This window comes from Enterobacter sp. A8, assembly GCF_004296595.1.
Taxonomy (GTDB): Bacteria; Pseudomonadota; Gammaproteobacteria; order Enterobacterales; family Enterobacteriaceae; genus Enterobacter; species Enterobacter cloacae.
Genome location: NZ_SCMF01000001.1, coordinates 987,558 through 1,008,993 on the forward strand (window position 1 = coordinate 987,558; position 21,436 = coordinate 1,008,993).

At 57.0% G+C, this 21,436-nt stretch carries 21 protein-coding genes; 8 read left to right on the top strand and 13 right to left on the bottom strand.

The genetic code is table 11. The features are described 5' to 3' along the window. Positions 1-5 precede the first annotated feature (5 nt). Together znuC and znuB are read left to right on the top strand one after the other, a co-directional pair. Positions 6-761: a zinc ABC transporter ATP-binding protein ZnuC gene (gene znuC, locus EQV24_RS04630; protein ID WP_014832401.1), complete on the top strand. Its 756-nt coding sequence runs from the start codon at positions 6-8 to the stop codon at positions 759-761. Next, positions 758-1,543 (top strand): zinc ABC transporter permease subunit ZnuB, encoded by a 786-nt coding sequence (znuB, locus tag EQV24_RS04635; RefSeq protein WP_130626254.1) that lies wholly within the window; start codon positions 758-760, stop codon positions 1,541-1,543. The genes znuC and znuB overlap by 4 nt, the downstream gene beginning before the upstream one ends. Before the next feature lie 492 nt (positions 1,544-2,035). On the opposite strand, the gene ruvB is transcribed toward znuB, so the two are convergent. The 6 genes from ruvB to aspS form a co-directional block, all read right to left on the bottom strand. Beyond that, on the bottom strand, positions 2,036-3,046 hold the full coding sequence (gene ruvB / locus EQV24_RS04640) for a Holliday junction branch migration DNA helicase RuvB (protein ID WP_020687650.1): 1,011 nt from the start codon (positions 3,044-3,046) through the stop codon (positions 2,036-2,038). Between the two features lie 8 nt (positions 3,047-3,054). Further along, positions 3,055-3,669, bottom strand: a complete 615-nt coding sequence (gene ruvA / locus EQV24_RS04645) for a Holliday junction branch migration protein RuvA (protein WP_013096085.1) — start codon at positions 3,667-3,669, stop codon at positions 3,055-3,057. Positions 3,670-3,750: 81 nt separating this feature from the next. Continuing rightward, the gene (ruvC, locus tag EQV24_RS04650) at positions 3,751-4,272 is read right to left on the bottom strand and encodes a crossover junction endodeoxyribonuclease RuvC (RefSeq protein ID WP_013096083.1); all 522 of its coding nucleotides are present in this window, start codon (positions 4,270-4,272) and stop codon (positions 3,751-3,753) included. A 34-nt stretch (positions 4,273-4,306) separates the two neighbouring features. Beyond that, positions 4,307-5,047, bottom strand: coding sequence for a YebC/PmpR family DNA-binding transcriptional regulator (locus EQV24_RS04655; protein WP_013096082.1), 741 nt, complete (start codon positions 5,045-5,047; stop codon positions 4,307-4,309). A 27-nt stretch (positions 5,048-5,074) separates the two neighbouring features. Next, on the bottom strand, positions 5,075-5,518 hold the full coding sequence (gene nudB / locus EQV24_RS04660; protein ID WP_023620451.1) for a dihydroneopterin triphosphate diphosphatase: 444 nt from the start codon (positions 5,516-5,518) through the stop codon (positions 5,075-5,077). A 1-nt stretch (position 5,519) separates the two neighbouring features. Next, on the bottom strand, positions 5,520-7,292 hold the full coding sequence (aspS, locus tag EQV24_RS04665; protein WP_013096080.1) for an aspartate--tRNA ligase: 1,773 nt from the start codon (positions 7,290-7,292) through the stop codon (positions 5,520-5,522). 264 nt (positions 7,293-7,556) lie between these two features. Here aspS and EQV24_RS04670 point away from each other — a divergent pair, with 264 nt between their 5' ends. From EQV24_RS04670 to cmoB, 5 genes are read left to right on the top strand one after another with little or no spacing between them, the layout of a single operon-like run. Next, the gene (locus tag EQV24_RS04670) at positions 7,557-8,123 is read left to right on the top strand and encodes a hydrolase (protein WP_013096079.1); all 567 of its coding nucleotides are present in this window, start codon (positions 7,557-7,559) and stop codon (positions 8,121-8,123) included. Continuing rightward, positions 8,120-8,938 (top strand): DUF72 domain-containing protein, encoded by an 819-nt coding sequence (locus EQV24_RS04675; RefSeq protein ID WP_129252432.1) that lies wholly within the window; start codon positions 8,120-8,122, stop codon positions 8,936-8,938. The genes EQV24_RS04670 and EQV24_RS04675 overlap by 4 nt, the downstream gene beginning before the upstream one ends. A 50-nt stretch (positions 8,939-8,988) precedes the next feature. Next, a complete protein-coding gene (locus EQV24_RS04680) occupies positions 8,989-9,384 on the top strand; it encodes an MAPEG family protein (RefSeq protein ID WP_013096077.1) in 396 nt (131 codons plus the stop codon). 40 nt (positions 9,385-9,424) lie between these two features. Further along, complete coding sequence (gene cmoA, locus EQV24_RS04685) at positions 9,425-10,168, top strand: carboxy-S-adenosyl-L-methionine synthase CmoA (protein ID WP_045292481.1); 744 nt, start codon at positions 9,425-9,427, stop codon at positions 10,166-10,168. Then, positions 10,165-11,136, top strand: a complete 972-nt coding sequence (gene cmoB, locus EQV24_RS04690; protein WP_013096075.1) for a tRNA 5-methoxyuridine(34)/uridine 5-oxyacetic acid(34) synthase CmoB — start codon at positions 10,165-10,167, stop codon at positions 11,134-11,136. Before cmoA ends, cmoB begins: the two co-directional genes overlap by 4 nt. Before the next feature lie 262 nt (positions 11,137-11,398). Here the strand turns inward: cmoB and cutC are convergent, their stop codons facing one another. Continuing rightward, positions 11,399-12,142 carry a copper homeostasis protein CutC gene (cutC, locus tag EQV24_RS04695; protein ID WP_130626413.1) on the bottom strand — a complete coding sequence of 248 codons (744 nt, stop codon included), beginning with the start codon at positions 12,140-12,142 and terminating at the stop codon, positions 11,399-11,401. A gap of 78 nt (positions 12,143-12,220) precedes the next feature. Then, complete coding sequence (locus tag EQV24_RS04700; RefSeq protein ID WP_013096073.1) at positions 12,221-12,781, bottom strand: VOC family protein; 561 nt, start codon at positions 12,779-12,781, stop codon at positions 12,221-12,223. Positions 12,782-13,019: 238 nt separating this feature from the next. Here EQV24_RS04700 and argS point away from each other — a divergent pair, with 238 nt between their 5' ends. Next, entirely contained in the window at positions 13,020-14,753 is a 1,734-nt protein-coding gene (gene argS / locus EQV24_RS04705; RefSeq protein ID WP_029882318.1) for an arginine--tRNA ligase, read from the top strand. Between the two features lie 39 nt (positions 14,754-14,792). On the opposite strand, the gene EQV24_RS04710 is transcribed toward argS, so the two are convergent. The 5 genes from EQV24_RS04710 to flhB form a co-directional block, all read right to left on the bottom strand. Next, positions 14,793-15,932: a glycoside hydrolase family 105 protein gene (locus EQV24_RS04710; protein ID WP_130626414.1), complete on the bottom strand. Its 1,140-nt coding sequence runs from the start codon at positions 15,930-15,932 to the stop codon at positions 14,793-14,795. A 4-nt stretch (positions 15,933-15,936) separates the two neighbouring features. Then, positions 15,937-17,520: an MFS transporter gene (locus EQV24_RS04715; protein WP_040019968.1), complete on the bottom strand. Its 1,584-nt coding sequence runs from the start codon at positions 17,518-17,520 to the stop codon at positions 15,937-15,939. Positions 17,521-17,780: 260 nt separating this feature from the next. Further along, on the bottom strand, positions 17,781-18,173 hold the full coding sequence (locus EQV24_RS04720; RefSeq protein WP_013096068.1) for a flagellar protein FlhE: 393 nt from the start codon (positions 18,171-18,173) through the stop codon (positions 17,781-17,783). Then, positions 18,173-20,251: a flagellar biosynthesis protein FlhA gene (flhA, locus tag EQV24_RS04725; protein ID WP_020687642.1), complete on the bottom strand. Its 2,079-nt coding sequence runs from the start codon at positions 20,249-20,251 to the stop codon at positions 18,173-18,175. Before flhA ends, EQV24_RS04720 begins: the two co-directional genes overlap by 1 nt. Continuing rightward, positions 20,244-21,392: a flagellar biosynthesis protein FlhB gene (gene flhB, locus EQV24_RS04730; protein ID WP_130626255.1), complete on the bottom strand. Its 1,149-nt coding sequence runs from the start codon at positions 21,390-21,392 to the stop codon at positions 20,244-20,246. Before flhB ends, flhA begins: the two co-directional genes overlap by 8 nt. Positions 21,393-21,436 lie beyond the last annotated feature (44 nt).

Sequence of the window (21,436 nt, forward strand, 5' to 3'; positions counted from 1 at the left end):
TTGACATGACAACTTTGGTTTCTCTTGAAAATGTTTCGGTCTCTTTCGGTCAGCGCCGCGTCCTTTCTGACGTGTCGCTAGATCTGAAGCCCGGTAAAATTCTGACGCTGCTCGGTCCGAACGGCGCGGGTAAATCCACCCTTGTGCGCGTGGTGCTGGGTCTGGTAGCCCCTGATGAAGGTGTCATCAAGCGTGAAGAAAAATTGCGTATCGGCTACGTGCCGCAAAAATTACATCTTGATGCCACGCTGCCGCTGACCGTCAGCCGCTTCCTGCGCCTGCGCCCTGGTACGCGTAAAGCCGATATTCTTCCGGCGCTGAAACGTGTCCAGGCGGGCCACCTGGTGGACGCGCCACTGCAAAAACTGTCCGGCGGGGAAACCCAGCGCGTGTTACTTGCCCGGGCGCTGCTCAGCAGCCCACAGCTGCTGGTACTGGATGAGCCAACGCAGGGTGTGGACGTCAATGGTCAGGTCGCGCTTTACGATTTAATTGACCAGCTGCGCCACGAACTGAACTGCGCGGTGCTGATGGTCTCCCACGACCTGCATCTGGTGATGGCGAAAACCGACGAAGTGCTCTGTCTGAACCATCATATCTGCTGTTCCGGCACGCCTGAAGTGGTGTCAATGCACCCCGAATTTATCTCTATGTTTGGCCCTCGCGGGGCTGAACAACTGGGTATTTATCGCCATCATCATAACCACCGCCATGATTTACAGGGACGAATTGTCCTGCGCCGGGGAAATGGACACTCATGATTGAACTGTTACTGCCCGGCTGGCTGGCCGGGATTATGCTCGCCTGCGCCGCGGGTCCGCTTGGCTCGTTTGTGGTCTGGCGCAGAATGTCCTATTTCGGCGATACCCTGGCCCATGCTTCACTGCTGGGCGTGGCCTTTGGGTTACTGCTGGACGTCAACCCGTTCTATGCGGTGATTGTCGTTACGCTGCTCCTCGCCGCCGGTCTGGTCTGGCTGGAAAAACGCCCTCACCTCGCCATTGATACCCTGCTCGGCATTATGGCGCACAGCGCCCTGTCCCTGGGTCTGGTGGTAGTGAGCCTGATGTCCAATATCCGCGTTGACCTGATGGCCTATCTGTTTGGCGACCTGCTCGCCGTGACGCCTGAAGATCTCATTGCTATTGCCATTGGCGTGGTGGTGGTGCTGGGTATTCTGCTGTGGCAGTGGCGTAATTTGCTGGCGATGACCGTCAGCCCGGATCTGGCATTTGTAGACGGCGTGAAGTTGCAGCGGGTGAAGCTGCTGCTGATGCTGGTGACGGCGTTAACCATCGGCGTGGCGATGAAGTTCGTCGGTGCGCTGATTATTACGTCGCTACTGATTATTCCTGCGGCCACCGCGCGTCGTTTTGCCCGTACGCCGGAGCAGATGGCAGGCGTGGCGGTGATTATCGGGATGATTGCGGTCACGGGCGGGTTAACCTTCTCGGCGTTCTATGACACGCCTGCGGGGCCGTCAGTGGTGCTGTGTGCGGCGGTACTGTTTATTTTAAGTATGATGAAGAAGACCGCTAGTTGATATCGAGGGCGCTGATGCCCTCATCCTAACCCTCTCCCTTTGGGCTGAGGAATCCCCAGTAATTTTTTACCGAAAGCGATGAATGTTGCTTCAGGAAAATGAATGACTTACAGCGACGCCCTGGTCCGGCTGTAAATCGCTGAGGCGTTTCCTGCAGGCCGGGGCGAGGCGCAGGGATGCGCCGAGAGGGCGGCTTTACAGGGACGTTACATCCGCCCGTCCCCGATAAGCCGGAAGGAATAAGCCGAGGGCACCGCGAAGCGGCGATTTACCGCCGGGAGCCCGGGTCGCCAGGGCGGCGGCGATTGAGCCGCCCTGGCACGTTCACGGATCATGTTATTGCAGAGTAGCAAGGAACATGAAGTGAACGGAATGACCTCCATAGCCGTATGTTCCCCCTCACCCCAGCCCTCTCCCAAAGGGAGAGGGGGGCCGTCTGTGCAGGCATTATTTATGGGGATCCCTCAGCCCTTTGGGAGAGGGAATTAAGCATTACGGCATTGCCGGTGGCGTGATACCGAAATGATTCCACGCCCGCACCGTGGCCATACGCCCACGCGGGGTACGTTGCAGGAAGCCCTGCTGGATCAGATACGGTTCGAGTACATCTTCAATTGTCTCGCGCTCTTCCCCGATTGCCGCCGCCAGGTTATCCAGCCCGACCGGCCCGCCAAAGAATTTGTCCAGTACCGCCAGCAGCAGCTTGCGGTCCATGTAGTCAAAACCCTCAGCATCGACATTCAGCATATCCAGCGCCTGAGCAGCAATTTCGGCAGAAATAGAACCATCGTGCTTCACTTCTGCAAAGTCACGGACGCGGCGCAGCAGGCGGTTAGCGATACGCGGTGTTCCGCGCGAACGCTTCGCCACTTCAAATGCCCCTTCTTCACTCATATCCAGCCCCATATAGCGGGCACTGCGGCCCACGATATGCTGGAGGTCGGCGACCTGATAGAACTCGAGGCGCTGCACAATACCAAAGCGGTCGCGCAGTGGAGAGGTTAAAGACCCGGCACGGGTGGTGGCGCCAATCAGGGTAAACGGCGGCAGATCGATTTTGATCGAACGCGCGGCAGGGCCTTCGCCGATCATGATATCCAGCTGGTAGTCTTCCATTGCCGGATAGAGAACCTCTTCCACCACCGGTGACAGGCGGTGGATCTCATCGATAAACAGCACGTCGTGCGGTTCAAGATTGGTCAGCATCGCCGCCAGATCGCCTGCTTTTTCCAGCACCGGGCCAGACGTGGTACGCAGGTTCACGCCCATTTCATTGGCAACGATATTCGCCAGGGTGGTTTTCCCCAAACCCGGAGGACCGAAAATCAGCAGGTGATCGAGCGCATCGCCGCGCAGCTTTGCCGCCTGGATGAAGATCTCCATCTGGGAACGCACCTGCGGCTGGCCAATATACTCATCAAGCAACTTCGGACGGATCGCACGATCCACCACGTCCTCTGCCTGAATAGTGCCTGCCGATACCAGGCGATCTGCTTCAATCATCCTTTACCTCACAACGCAGCGCGCAGCGCTTCACGAATCAGAGTTTCACTGCTGGCATCCGGTTTGGCAATTTTGCTCACCATTCGGCTGGCCTCCTGAGGTTTATAGCCCAGCGCCACCAGCGCGGCAACCGCTTCCTGCTCGGCATCATCATCCGACACAGGCGCACCCGGCGAAGTCAGCACCAGATCGGCAGCAGGGGTAAAGAGATCGCCATGCAGACCTTTAAAGCGGTCTTTCATCTCAACAATCAGGCGCTCTGCCGTTTTCTTACCAATGCCCGGGAGCTTAACCAGCGCGGCAGGATCTTCGCGCTCAACGGCATTCACGAACTGCTGGGCGGACATACCGGAGAGAATGGCCAGCGCCAGCTTCGGCCCGACGCCGTTGGTTTTAATCAGCTCGCGGAACAGGGTGCGTTCCTGTTTGTTGTTGAAGCCATAGAGCAGTTGAGCATCTTCACGCACCACAAACTGGGTAAAGACAATCGCCTCTTTGCCCGCGTCCGGCAGCTCGTAGAAGCAGGTCATTGGCATATGGACTTCATAGCCCACGCCGCCCACTTCCAGCAGCACTAACGGGGGTTGTTTTTCAATGATGATGCCTCTGAGTCTGCCTATCACGTGACGCTCCTGCGTTCTGGAAAATTATTGATTTGCGACATAATAAAAAAAGGCTGGATAAACATCCAGCCTGATTTCTCATTATCGTAACCTGCCTCGCGCCAGATTGAGCCGCGACTCGCTCATTTGCATCGCGTTCTGGCTGACATGACAGTGGGTGATCGCAATTGCCAGCGCATCGGCGGCATCGGCCTGCGGGTTCGCGGGGAGCTTCAACAGGGTACGCACCATATGCTGCACCTGGCTTTTCTCCGCGCTACCAATCCCCACCACCGTCTGCTTGACCTGTCTTGCCGCGTATTCAAATACCGGAAGATCCTGGTTCACGGCAGCAACAATTGCCACGCCCCGCGCCTGACCGAGCTTTAACGCCGAATCGGCGTTTTTCGCCATGAAGACCTGCTCGATGGCGAAATAGTCAGGCTGAAACTGGGTGATAATCTCCGTCACGCCTGCATAAATGAGCTTCAGTCGCGACGGCAGATCTTCGACTTTGGTGCGAATACAGCCACTGCCAAGGTAGGTTAACTGGCGTCCAACCTGACGGATAACGCCGTAACCGGTGACGCGTGAGCCGGGGTCAATCCCAAGGATAATCGACATCACGCGTCTCCCGTAAACGGTTTAAACGCTCTCATCAGAGAGTCGCTGCAACCTCATCAGAGATCTCACCGTTGTGATACACTTCCTGCACGTCGTCGCAGTCTTCAAGCATGTCGATCAGACGCAGCAGTTTTGGTGCCGTTTCAGCATCCATATCCGCTTTGGTGGACGGGATCATGGAGACTTCAGCGTTGTCGGCTTTCAGGCCCGCCGCTTCCAGCGCATCACGTACTGCGCCCATCTCTTCCCACGCGGTGTAGACATCGATAGCGCCATCGTCGAAGGTGACTACGTCTTCCGCACCCGCTTCCAGTGCCGCTTCCATGATGACATCTTCGTCGCCTTTCTCGAAGGAGATGACGCCTTTTTTGCTGAACAGATACGCTACAGAACCGTCAGTCCCCAGGTTACCGCCGGTTTTGGTGAACGCATGGCGCACTTCTGCAACGGTACGGTTACGGTTGTCGGACAGACATTCAACCATTACCGCGGTGCCGCCAGGACCGTAACCTTCATAAATGATGGTTTCCATGTTCGTGTCTTCATCACCGCCCACGCCACGAGCGATAGCACGGTTCAGGGTGTCACGCGTCATGTTGTTGGACAGCGCTTTATCTACTGCCGCACGCAGACGTGGGTTAGACGCCGGATCGCCGCCGCCCAGACGCGCTGCTGTCACCAGCTCGCGAATGATTTTGGTAAAGATCTTACCGCGCTTGGCATCCTGTGCCGCTTTGCGGTGTTTGGTGTTGGCCCACTTACTATGACCTGCCATAAAAAGTTCTCCAAAAATCGCGCCTTTTCAGGCTGCGTTAATTACAAATTCTTCAATCGCCTGCCGGTTGCTCCACGATTTGGTCAGTGCGGCGGCATCCGCCGCATCCACCCAGCGGTAGGTCAGATGTTCAGTGAACACGATCTCCCGTTCGTGAGGGAGCGCGAGACAGAACCACGATTCCGTGTTGCGCTCGATACCCGGTGCATAGCGATGACGTAAATGGCTAAAAATTTCGAACTCCACCGTGCGCTGACAGTCCTTCAGGGTCAGTTGCTCGCAAGCAACGTCAATGGTGACCTCTTCCTTTACTTCACGCGCGGCGGCCTGCGGCGCGGTTTCGCCCTCTTCCAGACTGCCGGTAACCGACTGCCAGAATTCAGGGTCATCGCGCCGCTGCAACATCAGCACCCGCTTCGTGTCCTGAGCGTAAATTACAACTAAGACAGAAACGGGACGCTTATATGCCATATCAGTTTTTCTCTTCCTTTTTCACCACGTCGATACCCAGCTCAGCCAGCGCGGCCGGGTTAGCGAAGCTTGGCGCTTCGGTCATCAGACACGCCGCTGCGGTGGTTTTCGGGAAGGCAATAACGTCACGGATGTTGTCGGTGCCGGTCAGCAGCATAGTCAGACGGTCGAGACCGAATGCCAGGCCTGCGTGAGGCGGCGTACCGTACTTCAGCGCATCCAGCAGGAAGCCGAACTTCTCGCGCTGTTCCTGTTCGTTGATGCCCAGAATGCCGAACACCGTCTGCTGCATCTCACCGCTGTGAATACGCACGGAGCCGCCGCCCACTTCATAGCCGTTGATAACCATATCGTAGGCGTTCGCGACTGCCTCTTCCGGTGCCGCTTTCAGCTCTGCCGCCGTCATGTCTTTTGGCGAGGTGAACGGGTGGTGCATGGCAGTCAGGCCGCCTTCACCGTCGTCTTCAAACATCGGGAAGTCGATAACCCACAACGGCGCCCATTTGCTCTCGTCGGTGAGGTTCAGATCTTTGCCCAGTTTCAGACGCAGCGCGCCCATTGCATCGGCAACAATTTTCTTGTTGTCAGCGCCGAAGAAGATCATGTCGCCATCCTGTGCGCCGGTGCGCTCAAGGATCGCTTCTACAATCTCCGCGTTCAGGAACTTCGCCACCGGGCTGGTGATACCTTCCAGACCTTTCGCACGCTCGGTTACTTTAATATAGGCCAGACCTTTCGCGCCGTAGATCTTGATGAAGTTGCCGTAGTCGTCAATCTGCTTACGGCTAAGCGCTGCACCGCCCGGTACACGCAGGGCTGCTACGCGACCTTTCGGATCGTTAGCCGGGCCGGCAAACACCGCAAACTCAACGGATTTCACCAGGTCAGCAACGTCCACCAGCTCCATAGGGTTACGCAGGTCTGGTTTGTCGGAGCCGTAACGACGCTCGGCTTCGGCGAAGGTCATAATGGGGAAGTCGCCCAGCTCCACGCCCTTCACGTCATTCCACAGGCTGCGCACCAGCGCTTCCATCACTTCACGCACCTGCTCAGCGGTCATGAAGGAGGTTTCCACATCGATCTGGGTAAATTCTGGCTGACGGTCAGCGCGCAGGTCTTCGTCACGGAAGCATTTTACGATCTGATAGTAGCGATCGAAGCCGGACATCATCAGCAGCTGTTTAAACAGCTGTGGAGACTGCGGCAGCGCGTAGAATTTGCCTTTATGAACGCGGGATGGCACCAGGTAATCGCGCGCGCCTTCCGGCGTGGCTTTGGTCAGCATCGGGGTTTCGATATCGAGGAAACCGTGGTCATCCATAAAGCGACGCACCAGGCTGGTGATTTTCGCACGGGTTTTCAGGCGCTGTGCCATTTCCGGGCGACGCAGATCCAGGTAGCGGTATTTCAGACGCGCTTCTTCAGTGTTGACGTGGTTGGAGTCCAGCGGCAGCGCTTCAGCACGGTTGATGATCGTCAGATCGGAGGCCAGCACTTCAATGGCACCGGTCGCCATATCTGCGTTGACGTTTTTCTCGTCACGCGCACGTACGGTGCCGGTGACCTGAATGCAGAACTCATTACGCAGCTCAGAAGCCAGCTTCAACGCGTCCGCGCGATCCGGATCGAAGAACACCTGAACGATACCTTCGCGGTCGCGCATATCGATGAAGATAAGGCTACCAAGATCACGACGACGGTTGACCCAACCACACAGGGTCACCTGCTGTCCGACGTGGGACTGACGCAGCTGCCCGCAATATTCTGTACGCATGAGATATCCCTTAATTAGCCGCAGGCTAAATGTCGCCTGGTATGCAGGCTACTATGTCGCAGCTTTCTGTATGTCACAACTGGATGAAAAAAGGCGGCTATTATACTGGAAATTCCGCCGGACGATAAGAGCGAAGCACGGCCAGACGCACGTTTGCTGCGCTCTTATTGCGAATTCTCACAAAAATTAACAAAATTATCCGACCGATAACAGGCCATAACGTCGTAAGGTGTAACGGAAGCGATTCATTTAACTGGAGTTACCATGCTGACACTTGATGCCCGCAAAACCGCCCTGGTGGTGATTGATCTACAGGAAGGGATCCTTCCCTTTGCCGGTGGCCCGCACACCGCTGATGATGTCGTCAGCCGTGCCGCCCGTCTGGCGGAAAAATGCCGCGCCAGCGGTGCACCGGTTGTCATGGTGCGCGTTGGCTGGTCGGCCGATTTTGCCGAAGCGTTAAAACAGCCGGTTGACGCTCAGGCGCCCGCGCACGCCCTGCCGGACAACTGGTGGACGTATCCGGTCTCGCTCGGCAAACGCGACAGCGATATCGAAGTGACCAAACGCCAGTGGGGCGCCTTCTACGGCACCGACCTGGAGCTACAGCTGCGCCGCCGCGGTATCGACACCATTATCCTGTGCGGGATCTCCACCAACATTGGCGTGGAATCCACCGCCCGTAACGCCTGGGAGTTGGGCTTTAACCTGGTGATTGCCGAAGACGCATGCAGCGCGGCTTCTGCGGAACAACACCAGGGCAGCATGACCCATATTTTCCCGCGCATCGGTCGCGTGCGCAGCACGGATGAGATTTTAAGCGCGTTATGATGTACGTGGGCCTGCCCCAGTGGTCGCACCCGAAATGGGTGCGCCTTGGCATAACCAGCCTTGAAGAGTACGCCCGGCACTTTAACTGCGTGGAGGGCAACACCACGCTGTATGCCCTTCCCCGGGCAGAGATTGTCGAGCGCTGGCGGGATCAAACCACGGATGATTTCCGCTTCTGCTTTAAATTTCCGGCAACCATCTCCCATAACGCCGCCCTGCGTAACTGCAGTGATTTAACCGAAGAGTTTTTTGGCCGAATGTCGCCACTGGCAAACCGTATCGGCCAGTACTGGCTGCAGCTTCCCGCCACCTTTGGTCCGCGCGATCTGCCCGCGCTCTGGCCATTCCTTGATGGCCTGCCCCGGGACTTTACCTACGGCGTTGAAGTGAGACATCCTGAATTTTTTGCCAAAGGCGAGGTAGAGAAAGCACTCAACCGGGGATTGCATGAGCGCTCAGTCAACCGCGTCATCCTTGACAGTCGTCCTGTTCACAGCGCAATTGCGCATAACGAAGCCATTATTGATGCCCAGCGCAAGAAGCCCAAAGTCCCGGTCCACGCTATCGTAACCGCGCACAATCCGATGGTCCGGTTTATCGGCAGCGACAATATGCAGCAAAATCAGGAGATGTTCGCCGTCTGGCTGCACACGTTAGCGAAATGGGAACAGACCACCACGCCGTATCTTTTTTTACATACGCCGGATATCGCCCAGGCCCCCGAACTGGTCGATACGCTCTGGCAGGCCCTGCAAACCGCGGTTCCGTCGCTCGGCAGCGCGCCCTCCATCCCACAACAATCTTCTCTTTTCTGAGATCACGCCATATCATAGAGACGCCATCTGCCAAAACACAGGGAGTTTGTATGGTCAGCGCGTTGTATGCGGTGCTAGGTGCATTACTGCTGATTAAATTTTCATTTGATGTTGTGCGACTCAGAATGCAGTACCGCGTCTCATACGGCGACGGGGGGTTTTCCGAACTGCAAAGCGCTATCCGTATCCACGGCAACGCGGTTGAGTACATTCCGGTGGCACTCATTTTGCTGCTGTTTATGGAGATGAATGGCGCCGAAACCTGGATGGTACACATTTGTGGCCTGCTGCTGATTGCGGGTCGGTTAATGCATTATTACGGCTTTCACCACCGCTTATTCCGCTGGCGTCGTTCCGGCATGAGCGCGACATGGTGCTCGCTTTTGCTGATGGTGCTGGCTAACCTTTGGTATATGCCGTGGGAGTTGGTTTTCTCCTTCCGTTAGCGCACAATACGCCACTTTATTTTTCCCGGATTTTTACGTTATGTCAGATCGCGACACGCTTTTTTCCGCGCCTATCGCCAGCCTGGGCGACTGGACCTTCGATGAACGGGTAGCCGAAGTCTTCCCGGATATGATCCAGCGCTCTGTTCCCGGTTATTCCAATATTATCTCCATGATCGGCATGCTGGCTGAGCGCTTCGTTCAACCCGGCACGCTGGTGTATGACCTGGGCTGCTCGCTCGGCGCGGCAACGTTGTCGGTACGTCGTAACGTTCATCACGAAGGCTGTAAAATCATTGCCGTCGATAACTCCCCGGCGATGGTTGAACGCTGCCGCCGTCATATTGATGCCTGGAAAGCGGCAACTCCGGTCGAGGTCGTTGAAGGCGACATTCGTGACATCGAAATCCACAACGCCTCGATGGTCGTGCTGAATTTTACCCTGCAGTTCCTGGTGCCCGATGACCGCCAGCGGCTGCTGGACAAAATTTATCAGGGCCTTAACCCCGGTGGCGCGCTGGTGCTGTCTGAGAAATTCAGCTTTGAAGACGCGACCGTCGGCGAACTGCTGTTCAACATGCACCACGATTTCAAACGTGCAAACGGCTACAGCGAGCTGGAGATTAGCCAGAAACGCAGCATGCTGGAAAACGTGATGCTGACGGACTCCGTGGAAACCCATAAAGCGCGTCTGCGCCAGGCAGGCTTTGAGCACAGCGAACTGTGGTTCCAGTGCTTTAACTTTGGCTCCCTGGTGGCGCTGAAAGCTGAGGACGCGGCATGATTGAGTTCGGTAACTTCTATCAGCTGATTGCAAAAAACCATCTCTCCCACTGGCTGGAGACGCTGCCTGCGCAGATTGCCACCTGGCAGCGCGATCAGCAGCATGGGCTGTTGAAGCAGTGGTCAAATGCGGTGGAGTTTCTGCCGGAGCTGACGCCTCACCGTCTGGATCTGCTGCACAGCGTCACGGCAGAAAGCGCAGAGCCGCTGCCCGCCGGGCAGATTAATCGCATCGAAACGCTGATGCGTAACCTGATGCCGTGGCGCAAAGGACCGTTTTCGCTCTACGGGGTGAATATCAATACTGAATGGCGCTCCGACTGGAAATGGGATCGCGTGCTGCCGCACCTCTCCGACCTGACCGGGCGTACCATTCTGGACGTCGGCTGCGGTAGCGGTTACCACATGTGGCGCATGATTGGCGCGGGCGCGCATTTAGCCGTTGGCATCGACCCGATGCAGTTGTTCCTGTGCCAGTTCGAAGCCGTGCGTAAGCTGCTGGGTAACGACCAGCGCGCGCATTTGCTGCCGCTGGGCATTGAGCAACTGCCCGCGCTGAAAGCGTTTGATACCGTCTTCTCCATGGGCGTGCTTTACCACCGCCGTTCCCCGCTGGAGCATTTATGGCAGCTGAAAGATCAGCTGGTCAGCGGCGGCGAACTGGTGCTGGAAACGCTGGTGGTCGAAGGCGATGAAAATACCGTTCTGGTTCCCGGCGATCGTTACGCGCAAATGCGCAACGTCTACTTCATTCCTTCCGCGCTGGCGCTGAAAAACTGGCTGGAGAAGTGCGGATTTGTGGATGTGCGCATCGCCGACGTCTGCGTGACCTCCATCGAGGAGCAACGCCGCACGGAGTGGATGGTGACCGAATCGCTGGAGCAGTTCCTTGACCCAACCGACCACAGCAAAACCGTTGAAGGCTATCCGGCGCCAATGCGTGCGGTGTTGATTGCCACGAAGCCGTAGCCTTTTAGCCGGGTGGCGGCTGCGCCTTACCCGGCCTGGTCATCGCAGGTTTTCTCCAAAATATTTCAAGTTGCAGCAAGGCGGCAACGCAGCGAATCCCCAGGAGCTTACATCAGTAAGTGACTGGGGGGAGCGAGGCAGCCAACGCAGCTGCGGCTTGAAATATGAAGGAGAAAAAAAGGCCCCTGTGTAATTGGCAGGGGCCTGGTACAAGCAAGCATCATATTGGGCGACATGATGCGCGGTAAAAATCGGTACGTTGCTACACGTGATGACGTTCAATCAGCGATTTCATTTCCGCAACCGACTCTCCATCTACACCGTAGCGTGAGTACTCATCCGCTTCAGCATCCGTCGACATAGACAACCCTGTGTTGCGATAACGCATGGGCGACGGTATCCATTTCCCGGCAGAGCTGTGAAGCTCTTCCACCCCGGCGTTTAAAAACAGTTCCAGATTGCTGGCACGGACTCCCGCACCCGCCATTATTATTGGAACACCGGAATGTGCTTTTAGTTCCGTAATTAATTGCAGTCCTTTTTCAGCCGACGACTGCTGGCCCGATGTCAGCACACGCGCCACGCCAAGTTCCGCAAGGGTATCAAAGGCTTGTAATGGGTTTTTACACATATCGAACGCGCGATGAAATGTTACCGCCATCCCCTTTGCGGCCGCCATTACCTGGCGCATACGCGGTACATCGACGTTGCCTTCTTCATCGAGCAGCCCCGTCACCAGCCCCGGGAATCCCAGATCGCGAACAAGGGCGATATCGTCAAGCATGGCATTGAACTCGCCTGCCGAGTAACAAAAATCACCGCCCCGAGGACGAATGATAGGGTGTACCGGAACGGTGACAGCCTGACGGGCAGACTTCAACACACCGTACGAGGGCGTTAACCCCCCTTCTTTCGGTGCCGCGCACAGTTCAATGCGGTCTGCCCCCCGCTGTTGCGCCGTCACGGCACACTCCACGCTGTAACAGCAAATCTCCAGCCGCGCCATCCACTCCTCCTTAAATTCCGCGTAATGCACCATCATGACACGCCGCTCCCGGTCGGTCTTCGCGTGTCGTCACAACGCTTACTCTTCGCTGGCAACAATCTGTTCTATCGTCCAGGGATGGAACTTCACCGTCACCTGTCCGTCAGTCACGGCCAGCGTCGGGTTTGGTAAACGCTCGCGCTCGCCTTTTGGTGAACTCGTTTTCACAAAGATACCCGGCTTGCTTAACCCCTCATCAGACAGCAGCGCCAGCGCGCGCGCATTCAGCGTGTCGGGCTCGCCAGGCAGCACGATTTCGATGTGCTCCCAGCCTTCATGCGGGTAACGTTTTTCTCCCGGCCACGGCAGTTCAACAACGCTAAATTGCCAGTGCGCTACGCAGACCGGCTCATGCAGTTTAAACAGACAGATAGGACGGCCGTTGATGATGTTCTCAGAGAGCAGTTCCCCGCACTGTTCAAACCCGCGACGCCAGCGCTCGGCGGTGGCGTTCTGATGACAGCGCAAGGAGATGTGATCGGCCTCAAGCGGCGCAATGTCCAGACCAAGACGGGTGGCAAGTTCTGTGAACGCCTGGGTGAAGCGCGGTAAATCTGCGGAAATATCATGCAGTTCGTCAATGGATTGCCAGTTCGCCATAAGTCAGTCTCTTATCGTGTCGCAAAGCCGCTAATTTACTCTGTTGCCCCCTTTTGACCAACCGCGGAATGACGCTTTTTATCACTGCATGATTATGCATGCTTTCTTAGCCTGGATTCTGCGCAATCTTCGCCCCCCGCAGTGCTGACGCCAGAAGGCATTTGCAGTATACTCCCGCCCTCATTCTTTAACTGGCGCGGGTGGCAGTCAGCCCGCATCAAAAACGTAAGGTATCCAGGTGAATATTCAGGCTCTTCTCTCAGAAAAAGTCAGTCAGGCACTGATTGCCGCAGGTGCGCCTGCGGATTGCGAACCGCAGGTTCGTCAGTCAGCGAAAGTACAGTTTGGCGACTATCAGGCTAATGGCGTGATGGCAGTGGCTAAAAAACTGGGCATGCCGCCGCGACAACTGGCTGAGCAGGTGCTGACTCATCTGGATCTCACCGGCATTGCCAGCAAAACCGAAATCGCTGGCCCGGGCTTTATCAACATTTTCCTTGAGCCGGCCTTCCTGGCAAGCCACGTTGACGCAGCGCTGAAATCTGACCGTCTGGGCGTAACCCAGCCAGAGCCACAGACCGTGGTGATTGACTACTCCGCGCCAAACGTCGCGAAAGAGATGCACGTTGGCCACCTGCGCTCCACCATCATCGGTGACGCGGCAGTACGCACCCTTGAGTTCCTCGGTCACAAGGTGATCCGCGCGAACCACGTGGGCGACTGGGGTACCCAGTTCGGTATGCTGATTGCTTACCTGGAAAAACAGCAGCAGGAAAACGCGGGTGAAATGGCGCTGGCGGACCTGGAAGGGTTCTACCGTGAAGCCAAAAAACACTACGACGAAGATGAAGCCTTCGCCGAGCGCGCGCGTAGCTATGTGGTGAAACTGCAGGGCGGCGACCCGTATTTCCTGGAGATGTGGCGCAAGCTGGTGGACATCACCATGTCCCAGAACCAGCTCACCTATAACCGTCTGAACGTCACCCTGACCCGCGACGACGTGATGGGTGAAAGCCTCTATAACCCAATGCTGCCGGGCATTGTGGCCGACCTGAAGGCCAAACATCTGGCGGTTGAGAGCGAAGGCGCAACGGTCGTATTCCTTGATGAGTACAAAAACAAGGAAGGCGAACCGATGGGCGTGATCATCCAGAAAAAGGATGGCGGCTACCTCTACACCACCACCGATATCGCCTGTGCGAAGTACCGTTACGAAACGCTGCATGCTGACCGCGTGCTGTACTACATCGACTCCCGTCAGCACCAGCACCTGATGCAGGCGTGGACTATCGTGCGTAAAGCCGGTTATGTTCCCGATTGCGTACCGCTGGAACACCACATGTTCGGCATGATGCTGGGTAAAGACGGCAAGCCGTTCAAAACCCGTGCGGGCGGTACGGTGAAGCTGTCCGACCTGCTGGACGAAGCGCTGGAACGCGCCCGTCGCCTGGTGGCAGAGAAGAACCCGGATATGCCGGCCGAGGAGCTGGAAAAACTGGCGAACGCCGTGGGTATCGGTGCGGTGAAATACGCGGATCTCTCCAAGAACCGTACCACCGACTATATCTTCGACTGGGACAACATGCTGGCGTTTGAAGGTAACACCGCGCCGTACATGCAGTATGCCTACACCCGCGTGCTCTCGGTGTTCCGTAAAGCGAATATCGATGAAAGCGTGCTGGCGAATGCGACCGTCACCATTACCGAAGATCGTGAAGCCCAGCTGGCGGCCCGTCTGCTGCAGTTTGAAGAGACGCTGTCCGTGGTTGCACGCGACGGTACGCCGCATGTGATGTGTGCTTACCTGTACGATCTGGCCGGTCTGTTCTCCGGCTTCTACGAGCACTGCCCTATTCTGTCTGCGGAAAATGAATCGGTCCGCAACAGCCGCCTGAAGCTGGCGCAGCTGACGGCGAAGACCCTGAAGCTGGGTCTGGATACCCTGGGTATCGAAACCGTAGAACGTATGTAATACAAAAAACCCGGCCATCATCGCCGGGTTTTTTTATGATCAGAAGTACTTCCGCAAATACTCCGTCAAACAGAGGATTGCCATTGCCTGACCGTACGGCATCGACGTCAGCGGGATCTGGCGGTAAAACTCCAGATCGCTCCCCATCCCGGTTCCGAACGACGTTTGCAGCAGCTCCCCTTCCGGCGAGATGTTTTTCACAATCCCTCTGATGGCTTTCTCCGCGACCTCAGCGTATTCCGCCGCCACATAGCGTTTACGCACGGCCTTAAGAATACCGTAGGCAAAGCCTGCCGTGGCCGACGCCTCCAGGTATGAGTCTGGGTCGTCGAGCAGCGTATGCCACAGGCCACTGTCGTGCTGACATGTCGCCAGCGCGGCAATCTGCGCATTGAGAACCTGCGTCAGATAACGGCGCACGGCGTTGTTTTCCGGCAGATCGACCAGTTCGAGGAAGTCCGGGATCACAATGGTGAGCCAGCTGTTGCCACGCGCCCAGCGGGCATGGGCAAAGTTATGGTTGCCGTCATAGTTCCAGCCGTGGAACCACAGCCCGGTCTCCCGGTCCATCAGGTTCTGCACATGCAGCAGGAACTGGTACACCGCCTCCTCAACGTATTCCGGTTTGTTCAGCAGCTTGCCAATTTTGGCCAGCGGCAGGACCGTCATCATCAGCGTGTCATCCCACATCTGCTGCGCGTTCTCTTCCGCCAGGGTAATGTGCTGCATGCCGCCGTGTTCGGTACGCGGCATCTCATGCATCGCCCACTCCGCCCAGCTCTCCAGCCACGGCAGCCAGGCCGGATTTCGGGTCTCTTCATAGCGGTACGCCAGCGTCAGGAACGGCGACATGGTATTCACGTTTTTGGTGGTTGCCCCTTCCGCAAAACGGTCCGCAAACCAGCTGTCGATAATGTCGCGCATCCCGTCGTCGCCGGTCTGGCAGTAGTACTGCCAGATACCGTACAACGCGACGCCGTGCGTCCACTCCCACCCTGCCCAGCCTTTGGTATCTATGACGCGCCCGTCGTCCAGCCGCAGCAAAAATTCACCCGTTTTGTCGTGGATATTGACCAGGTTATGCGTCACCTTCTGAATCAGCGATTTCAGCTCGTCCCTGGCGATAAAACGCTCTGGCTGACGCAGCAAGGGGCTATGTTTGACAGGCCAAATTTTCATCATCTTAACCTCTGTTGTATGTCGAATTCAGTACCGCACGTCCCTTCAGCGAAGGAGCCGCTGGTTTATTGCGATTGAGATAACCAATGTTGTTATTCCCCCACAAGGATTCGAACGGCATACCGGCCAGCATTTCTACGGTGGCGCGGGCGTGCGGGCTGGCCGCTTCAGGCATGGCGCGGCCCGATTCGCGCATTTTCGCGGTCTCTTCGCGCAGCGTGCTGTGGGTTTGTAGATTGAGCCTGAAGCGCAGGGAAACCAGGAAGCCGCAGAACAGCACCAGAAGGGTTCCCACGCTCAAAATCAGCAGAATGGTGTGGCTGACTTCAGCAGGCTGGGTTTTCTGACCGCTGACAAAGCCGGACATCTGCATCACGATGCCCACCAGCATTACCGCACCGGCCTGAGACGCTTTTCGGGTCAACGTCATGATACCGGCGAAGATGCCCTCACGACGCTGGCCGGTGATCACTTCGTCCACGTCAGCAATGTAGGTATAGGTGTTCCACGGCACATAGTTGATACCGCCGCGACCAAGACCGGCAACCGCGGAGATAAGCAGCAGCAAAGCGTAAACGTCGCTCAGCCCGGCGTAATACAGCGCGGCGTAAGAGAGAGAGGCCAGGCCAAACAGCACCACCACCATGCGGTAAGACGGCGCAGGCCCAAAGCGAATGCACAGCGGGATCATCCCAATCACGGCAAGGAACTGGAAAATGGCCATCGTGCCCAGCAGGTTCGACGCCATAGACGCCTCCTGCATTAGCACAAACACCACGTAATAGGTAAAGACGGCGTTGAAGACGTCCTGCGCAATGTAGCCGCCAAGGTACATGCCCAGGTGCTGCCGGAAAATCTTGATGCGCAGCGTCGAGCTTAACTCCACAAACAGGCGATTCAGGCTCTGGCCCAGGGTCAGTTTTTTCTTCTCTTCTTCCGCGCGCAGGGCCGCTTCAGACCACTCCTCACGCGGGCGCTCCCAGGTGAAGAACCAGACAAAGGTCAGCATCAGCGCGCACAGCACCGAGAAGACCAGGCTTGCGTAGAAGAAAGAGATCGCGTTGTCTTTACCAAAGTGGGTCAGCAGGATCCCCGGCAGGAACGAAGCCAGGATAGCGGACATCTGCGCCATCGAAATACGCGCACCGGAGAATTTCGTTTTCTGTTTAAAGTCATCGGTCATCTCCGGGACCAGCGTTTCATACGGCACCAGAATCATGGTGTAGACGATATCGAAGACCAGATAGGTCAGCAGGTAGTACCAGAAATTCATCTCCCCAACCCACATCAGGGAGTAGCTGAAGACGCAGGGAATGCCGAGCAGAATAAAGAATTTGCGGCGACCAAAGCGTTTTCCCAGCCAGGTGGTGCCAAAGTTATCGGTTAAAAAGCCCATCAGCGGGCTGACCACCGCGTCCAGTACCCTTGCAGCAGCAAAAATAAAGGTCGCTTCAATCGGTGTGAGTCCACAGAAGGTCGTATAAAAATACAAAAGCCAGGCCGCCGTCAGCGCGGTCGTTCCCGCGCCGAGGAAATCCCCTGCCCCGTATGCAAGATAGTTTGCGAGTCCAATTTTTCGTGTTTTCATTGCCGTCAACCCTAATCAGTTTTAGGAGACCCCCTGTAAGCAAACCTCGTCCGGGAGTTTTTACACGGCTACAGTAGAATTAACGCACTGTGGAAACCTTTCTGTTTCTGCCATCACACCGCAAAGGCTGGCAAAAATGCAAAGAGTGTCATTACGTGCATCACTGATTTATAAAACAGCGTTTCTATTACTTCAAAAGGTGAGGTCATTTTTGCGAGCCCGCTATCATAAACGTTGATAACGGGCGTTGAGGCAGGCAACTAGCGGTAGTTAACGATAACGGAATTACTCTGCACCTTGAGCGCCGGGATCAACCGCCCGCCGCCCGGCACTTCCCAGATAAAGCGTAAAGGTTCTATAGCAGGTACGCCGTTAAACGCCTGGGTAGTGCCGCTCTCTCCGTCAATTTCCGTGCAACGGCTCTGGGAGCACAGACGCACCTGCAGCCCGGCAGGCGTCGGGCCAATCAGCGAGTAGTTCCACACCACCAGGCTCATCTGACCGGACACCGGTTCAGAAGGCGCCAGCGGGCGCGACGACATCGCCACGCCACGGTTGCTGAGGGTCACGCCGATGCTGCTGGCCTGCCAGCTCCCTTCGCCCGCGGCCTGCGCCACCAGCGGGAAGAGTAATAGCCCTAACCACTTACGCATTATTTACCTCCAATCGTCGCCGTCATACGAATATGGCGATTATCAGACAGCTCCAGATTCGACAGCACCACCAGTTGGTTCAGGCTACGGCGCAGGAAGCGTGACAGCAGCGGACGCAGCGCATGGTTTACCAGTAGCACCGGCGGTGCCCCCAGCATCTCCTGACGCGCCAGCGCCTCCTGTGTTTGCGCCAGCAGACGGTCAGCCAGACCCGGCTCCAGCCCGCCACCGCCCTGCAGGGCCTGCAACAGCAGACGTTCCAGCGGCGTATCCAGGCCAATCACCTGCACTTCGCCGGTGCCCGGGAACCACTGCTGGGTGATCGCGCGGCCCAGCGCCACGCGCACCACCGCCGTCAGCTCATGCGGATCGCTTTGCAGCGGTGCATGCTCGGCGAGGGTTTCCAGAATGGTGCGCATATCGCGGATCGGCACTTTTTCATCAAGCAGGTTTTGCAGCACCTTATGCAGGGTGGTCAACGTCAGCACGCCCGGTACCAGATCCTCCGTCAGCTTCGGCATCTCCTGGCTCACGCGGTCGAGTAACTGCTGTGCTTCCTGACGGCCAAACAGCTCTGCTGAGAACTGTCCAATCAGGTGGTTAAGATGGGTAGCCACCACGGTACTGGCCTCCACCACGGTATACCCCTGAATTTGTGCCTGCTCTTTGAGCGCGCTTTCAATCCAGATAGCGGCCAGACCAAACGCGGGATCGATGGTCTGTTCACCCGGCAGCGTACCGGCGGCTGTGCCCGGGTTAATCGCCAGCCAGCGGCCTGGATACGCATCGCCGCTGCCAATCTCAACCCCTTTCATCAGAATACGGTAGCGGGCAGGCGGAAGATCCATGTTGTCGCGGATGTGCACAACCGGCGGCAGGAAGCCCATATCCTGGGCGAATTTTTTCCGGATACTGCGGATGCGGCCAAGCAGTTCGCCATCCTGCTGGAAATCGACCATCGGGATCAGACGGTAACCCACTTCCATCCCCAGCGAATCTTCCAGCTGAACGTCGTTCCAGGTGGCTTCCACGGCCTGCGTGTTCTCCGGCATTTTTACCGGTACAGGTTCTGCCGCGGGTTTCATTTCACGGCCACGCATCCACCAGGCAAGGCCCAGCAGTGCTGCCGTGAACAGCAGGAAAACCAGGTTCGGCATGCCCGGCACCAGGCCGAGCAGACCCAGCACCGCCGCCGCCAGCAGCATGACGCGCGGGTTGCTGAACAGCTGGCCAACCATCTGCTCGCCAACGTCCTGATCGGTACTGACGCGGGTAACAATAACGCCCGCGGCGGTAGAAATGACCAGCGCCGGGATCTGGGCAACCAGACCGTCACCAATGGTCAGCAGCGTATAGCTTTCAGCCGCCTGGCCCATGCCCATGCCATGCTGCAGCACCCCAACAAGCAGGCCACCCACCACGTTAATCACCATGATGAGAATGCCCGCGATGGCGTCACCGCGCACAAACTTACTCGCACCGTCCATTGAGCCGTAGAAGTCCGCTTCCTGGGTCACTTCCGCGCGGCGTTTTTTCGCTTCATCTTCCGCGATAAGCCCGGCGTTAAGGTCGGCGTCGATCGCCATCTGCTTACCCGGCATCCCGTCCAGCACAAAGCGCGCACCCACTTCCGCAATACGCCCTGCACCTTTGGTGATAACCATAAAGTTGATGATAACGAGAATGACAAACACCACGATGCCGATAGCAAAGTTACCGCCCACGAGGAAGTGGCCAAAGGCTTCAACCACTTTACCCGCTGCTGCCGCGCCGGTGTGGCCTTCCATCAGGATGATACGCGTGGACGCCACGTTCAGCGCCAGTCGTAACAGGGTGGTAAACAGCAGGATGGTCGGAAACGCCGCAAACTCAAGGGTACGCTGGGTGAACATCGCCACCAGCAACACCATGATGGACAACGCAATGTTGAAAGTGAAAAGCAGGTCGAGGATGAATGCCGGCAGCGGCAATACCATCATCGACAGGATTAGCAGGATGAGGATCGGCCCGGCAAGGATTTGCCATTGGGTCGATTTCAGGTTGCCGGGCAGGCGCAACATTGCCACCAGATTAGCCATCAGTGTCCTTCTCGTTCATAAAATCCAGCGCAGCAGGCACCGGAAGGTTCTCAGGTTTGACAGGTCGTTGACCGCCAGCCAGACGCCAGCGTTTCAACTGCCATACCCAGGCCAGCACTTCCGCCACGGCGGCGTAGAGTTGTCCTGGGATCTGTTGTCCAATTTCCGCGTGGCGGTACAACGCACGCGCCAGCGGCGGCGCTTCCAGTATTGGCACCCGGTTTTCCGTGCCAATCTCGCGGATGCGCAGAGCGATTAAGCCCGCCCCCTTCGCCACCACTTTCGGCGCGCTCATTTTGTTTTCGTCGTACTGCAGCGCAACGGAATAGTGGGTCGGGTTGGTGACAATAACGTCGGCTTTCGGCACATCTTCCATCATCCCTCGACGGGCGGCGGCGCGCTGCATCTGGCGGATACGCCCTTTCACGTGCGGGTCGCCTTCCATCTGCTTATATTCGTCACGGATATCCTGACGGGACATGCGCAGTTTTTTGAAGTGGCTGTACAGCTGGAAGATGACGTCGAACCCCACCATCGGAATAATGCTGAGGACCACCAGCAGCGCGCAGAGTCCGACCAGATTCAGCGCATTGCTCATCGCGGTCAAAGGCGACTCGCTGATAAGCCGCATCATTTCCGGCCAGTTGTGCCAGAGATAAAACCCCGCGGCACTGCCCATCAGCGCTGCTTTGAGGATGGCTTTAAGCAGTTCTGCCCCGGTCTGCGCGGAGAACATTTTCGCGATGCCGGACAGCGGGTTCAGTTTGGAAAATTTCGGTTGCAGCGATTTGGTGCTAAAGACCAGACCACCAAGCATCACCGGCGAGATCAGCGCGACCAGCACCACCCCGGTAATCAGGGGCAGCAGTGCAACCATGGCCCCTTTAATAAGCTGAATAATCTGGCTGAGGATAAGGTTTGGGTCGTTGACCATACTGTGGTCGAAACGTAATCCGGCAGAGAGCATCCCCGCCAGTTTTCGGGCGAGCGACTCCCCACCCCACCAGATGATGCACACACCCACAATAAGGATCAGCAGGGATGTCAGCTCTCGGGATCGGGGGATCTGCCCTTCCTCACGCGCTTTTTCAAGTCGGTGGGGTGTGGGGGCTTCTGTCTTGTCGTCGTTCTCTTCTGCCACAGTGCATGCTCAGCCCATTACGTCACGGGTATCATGCCAGCGCA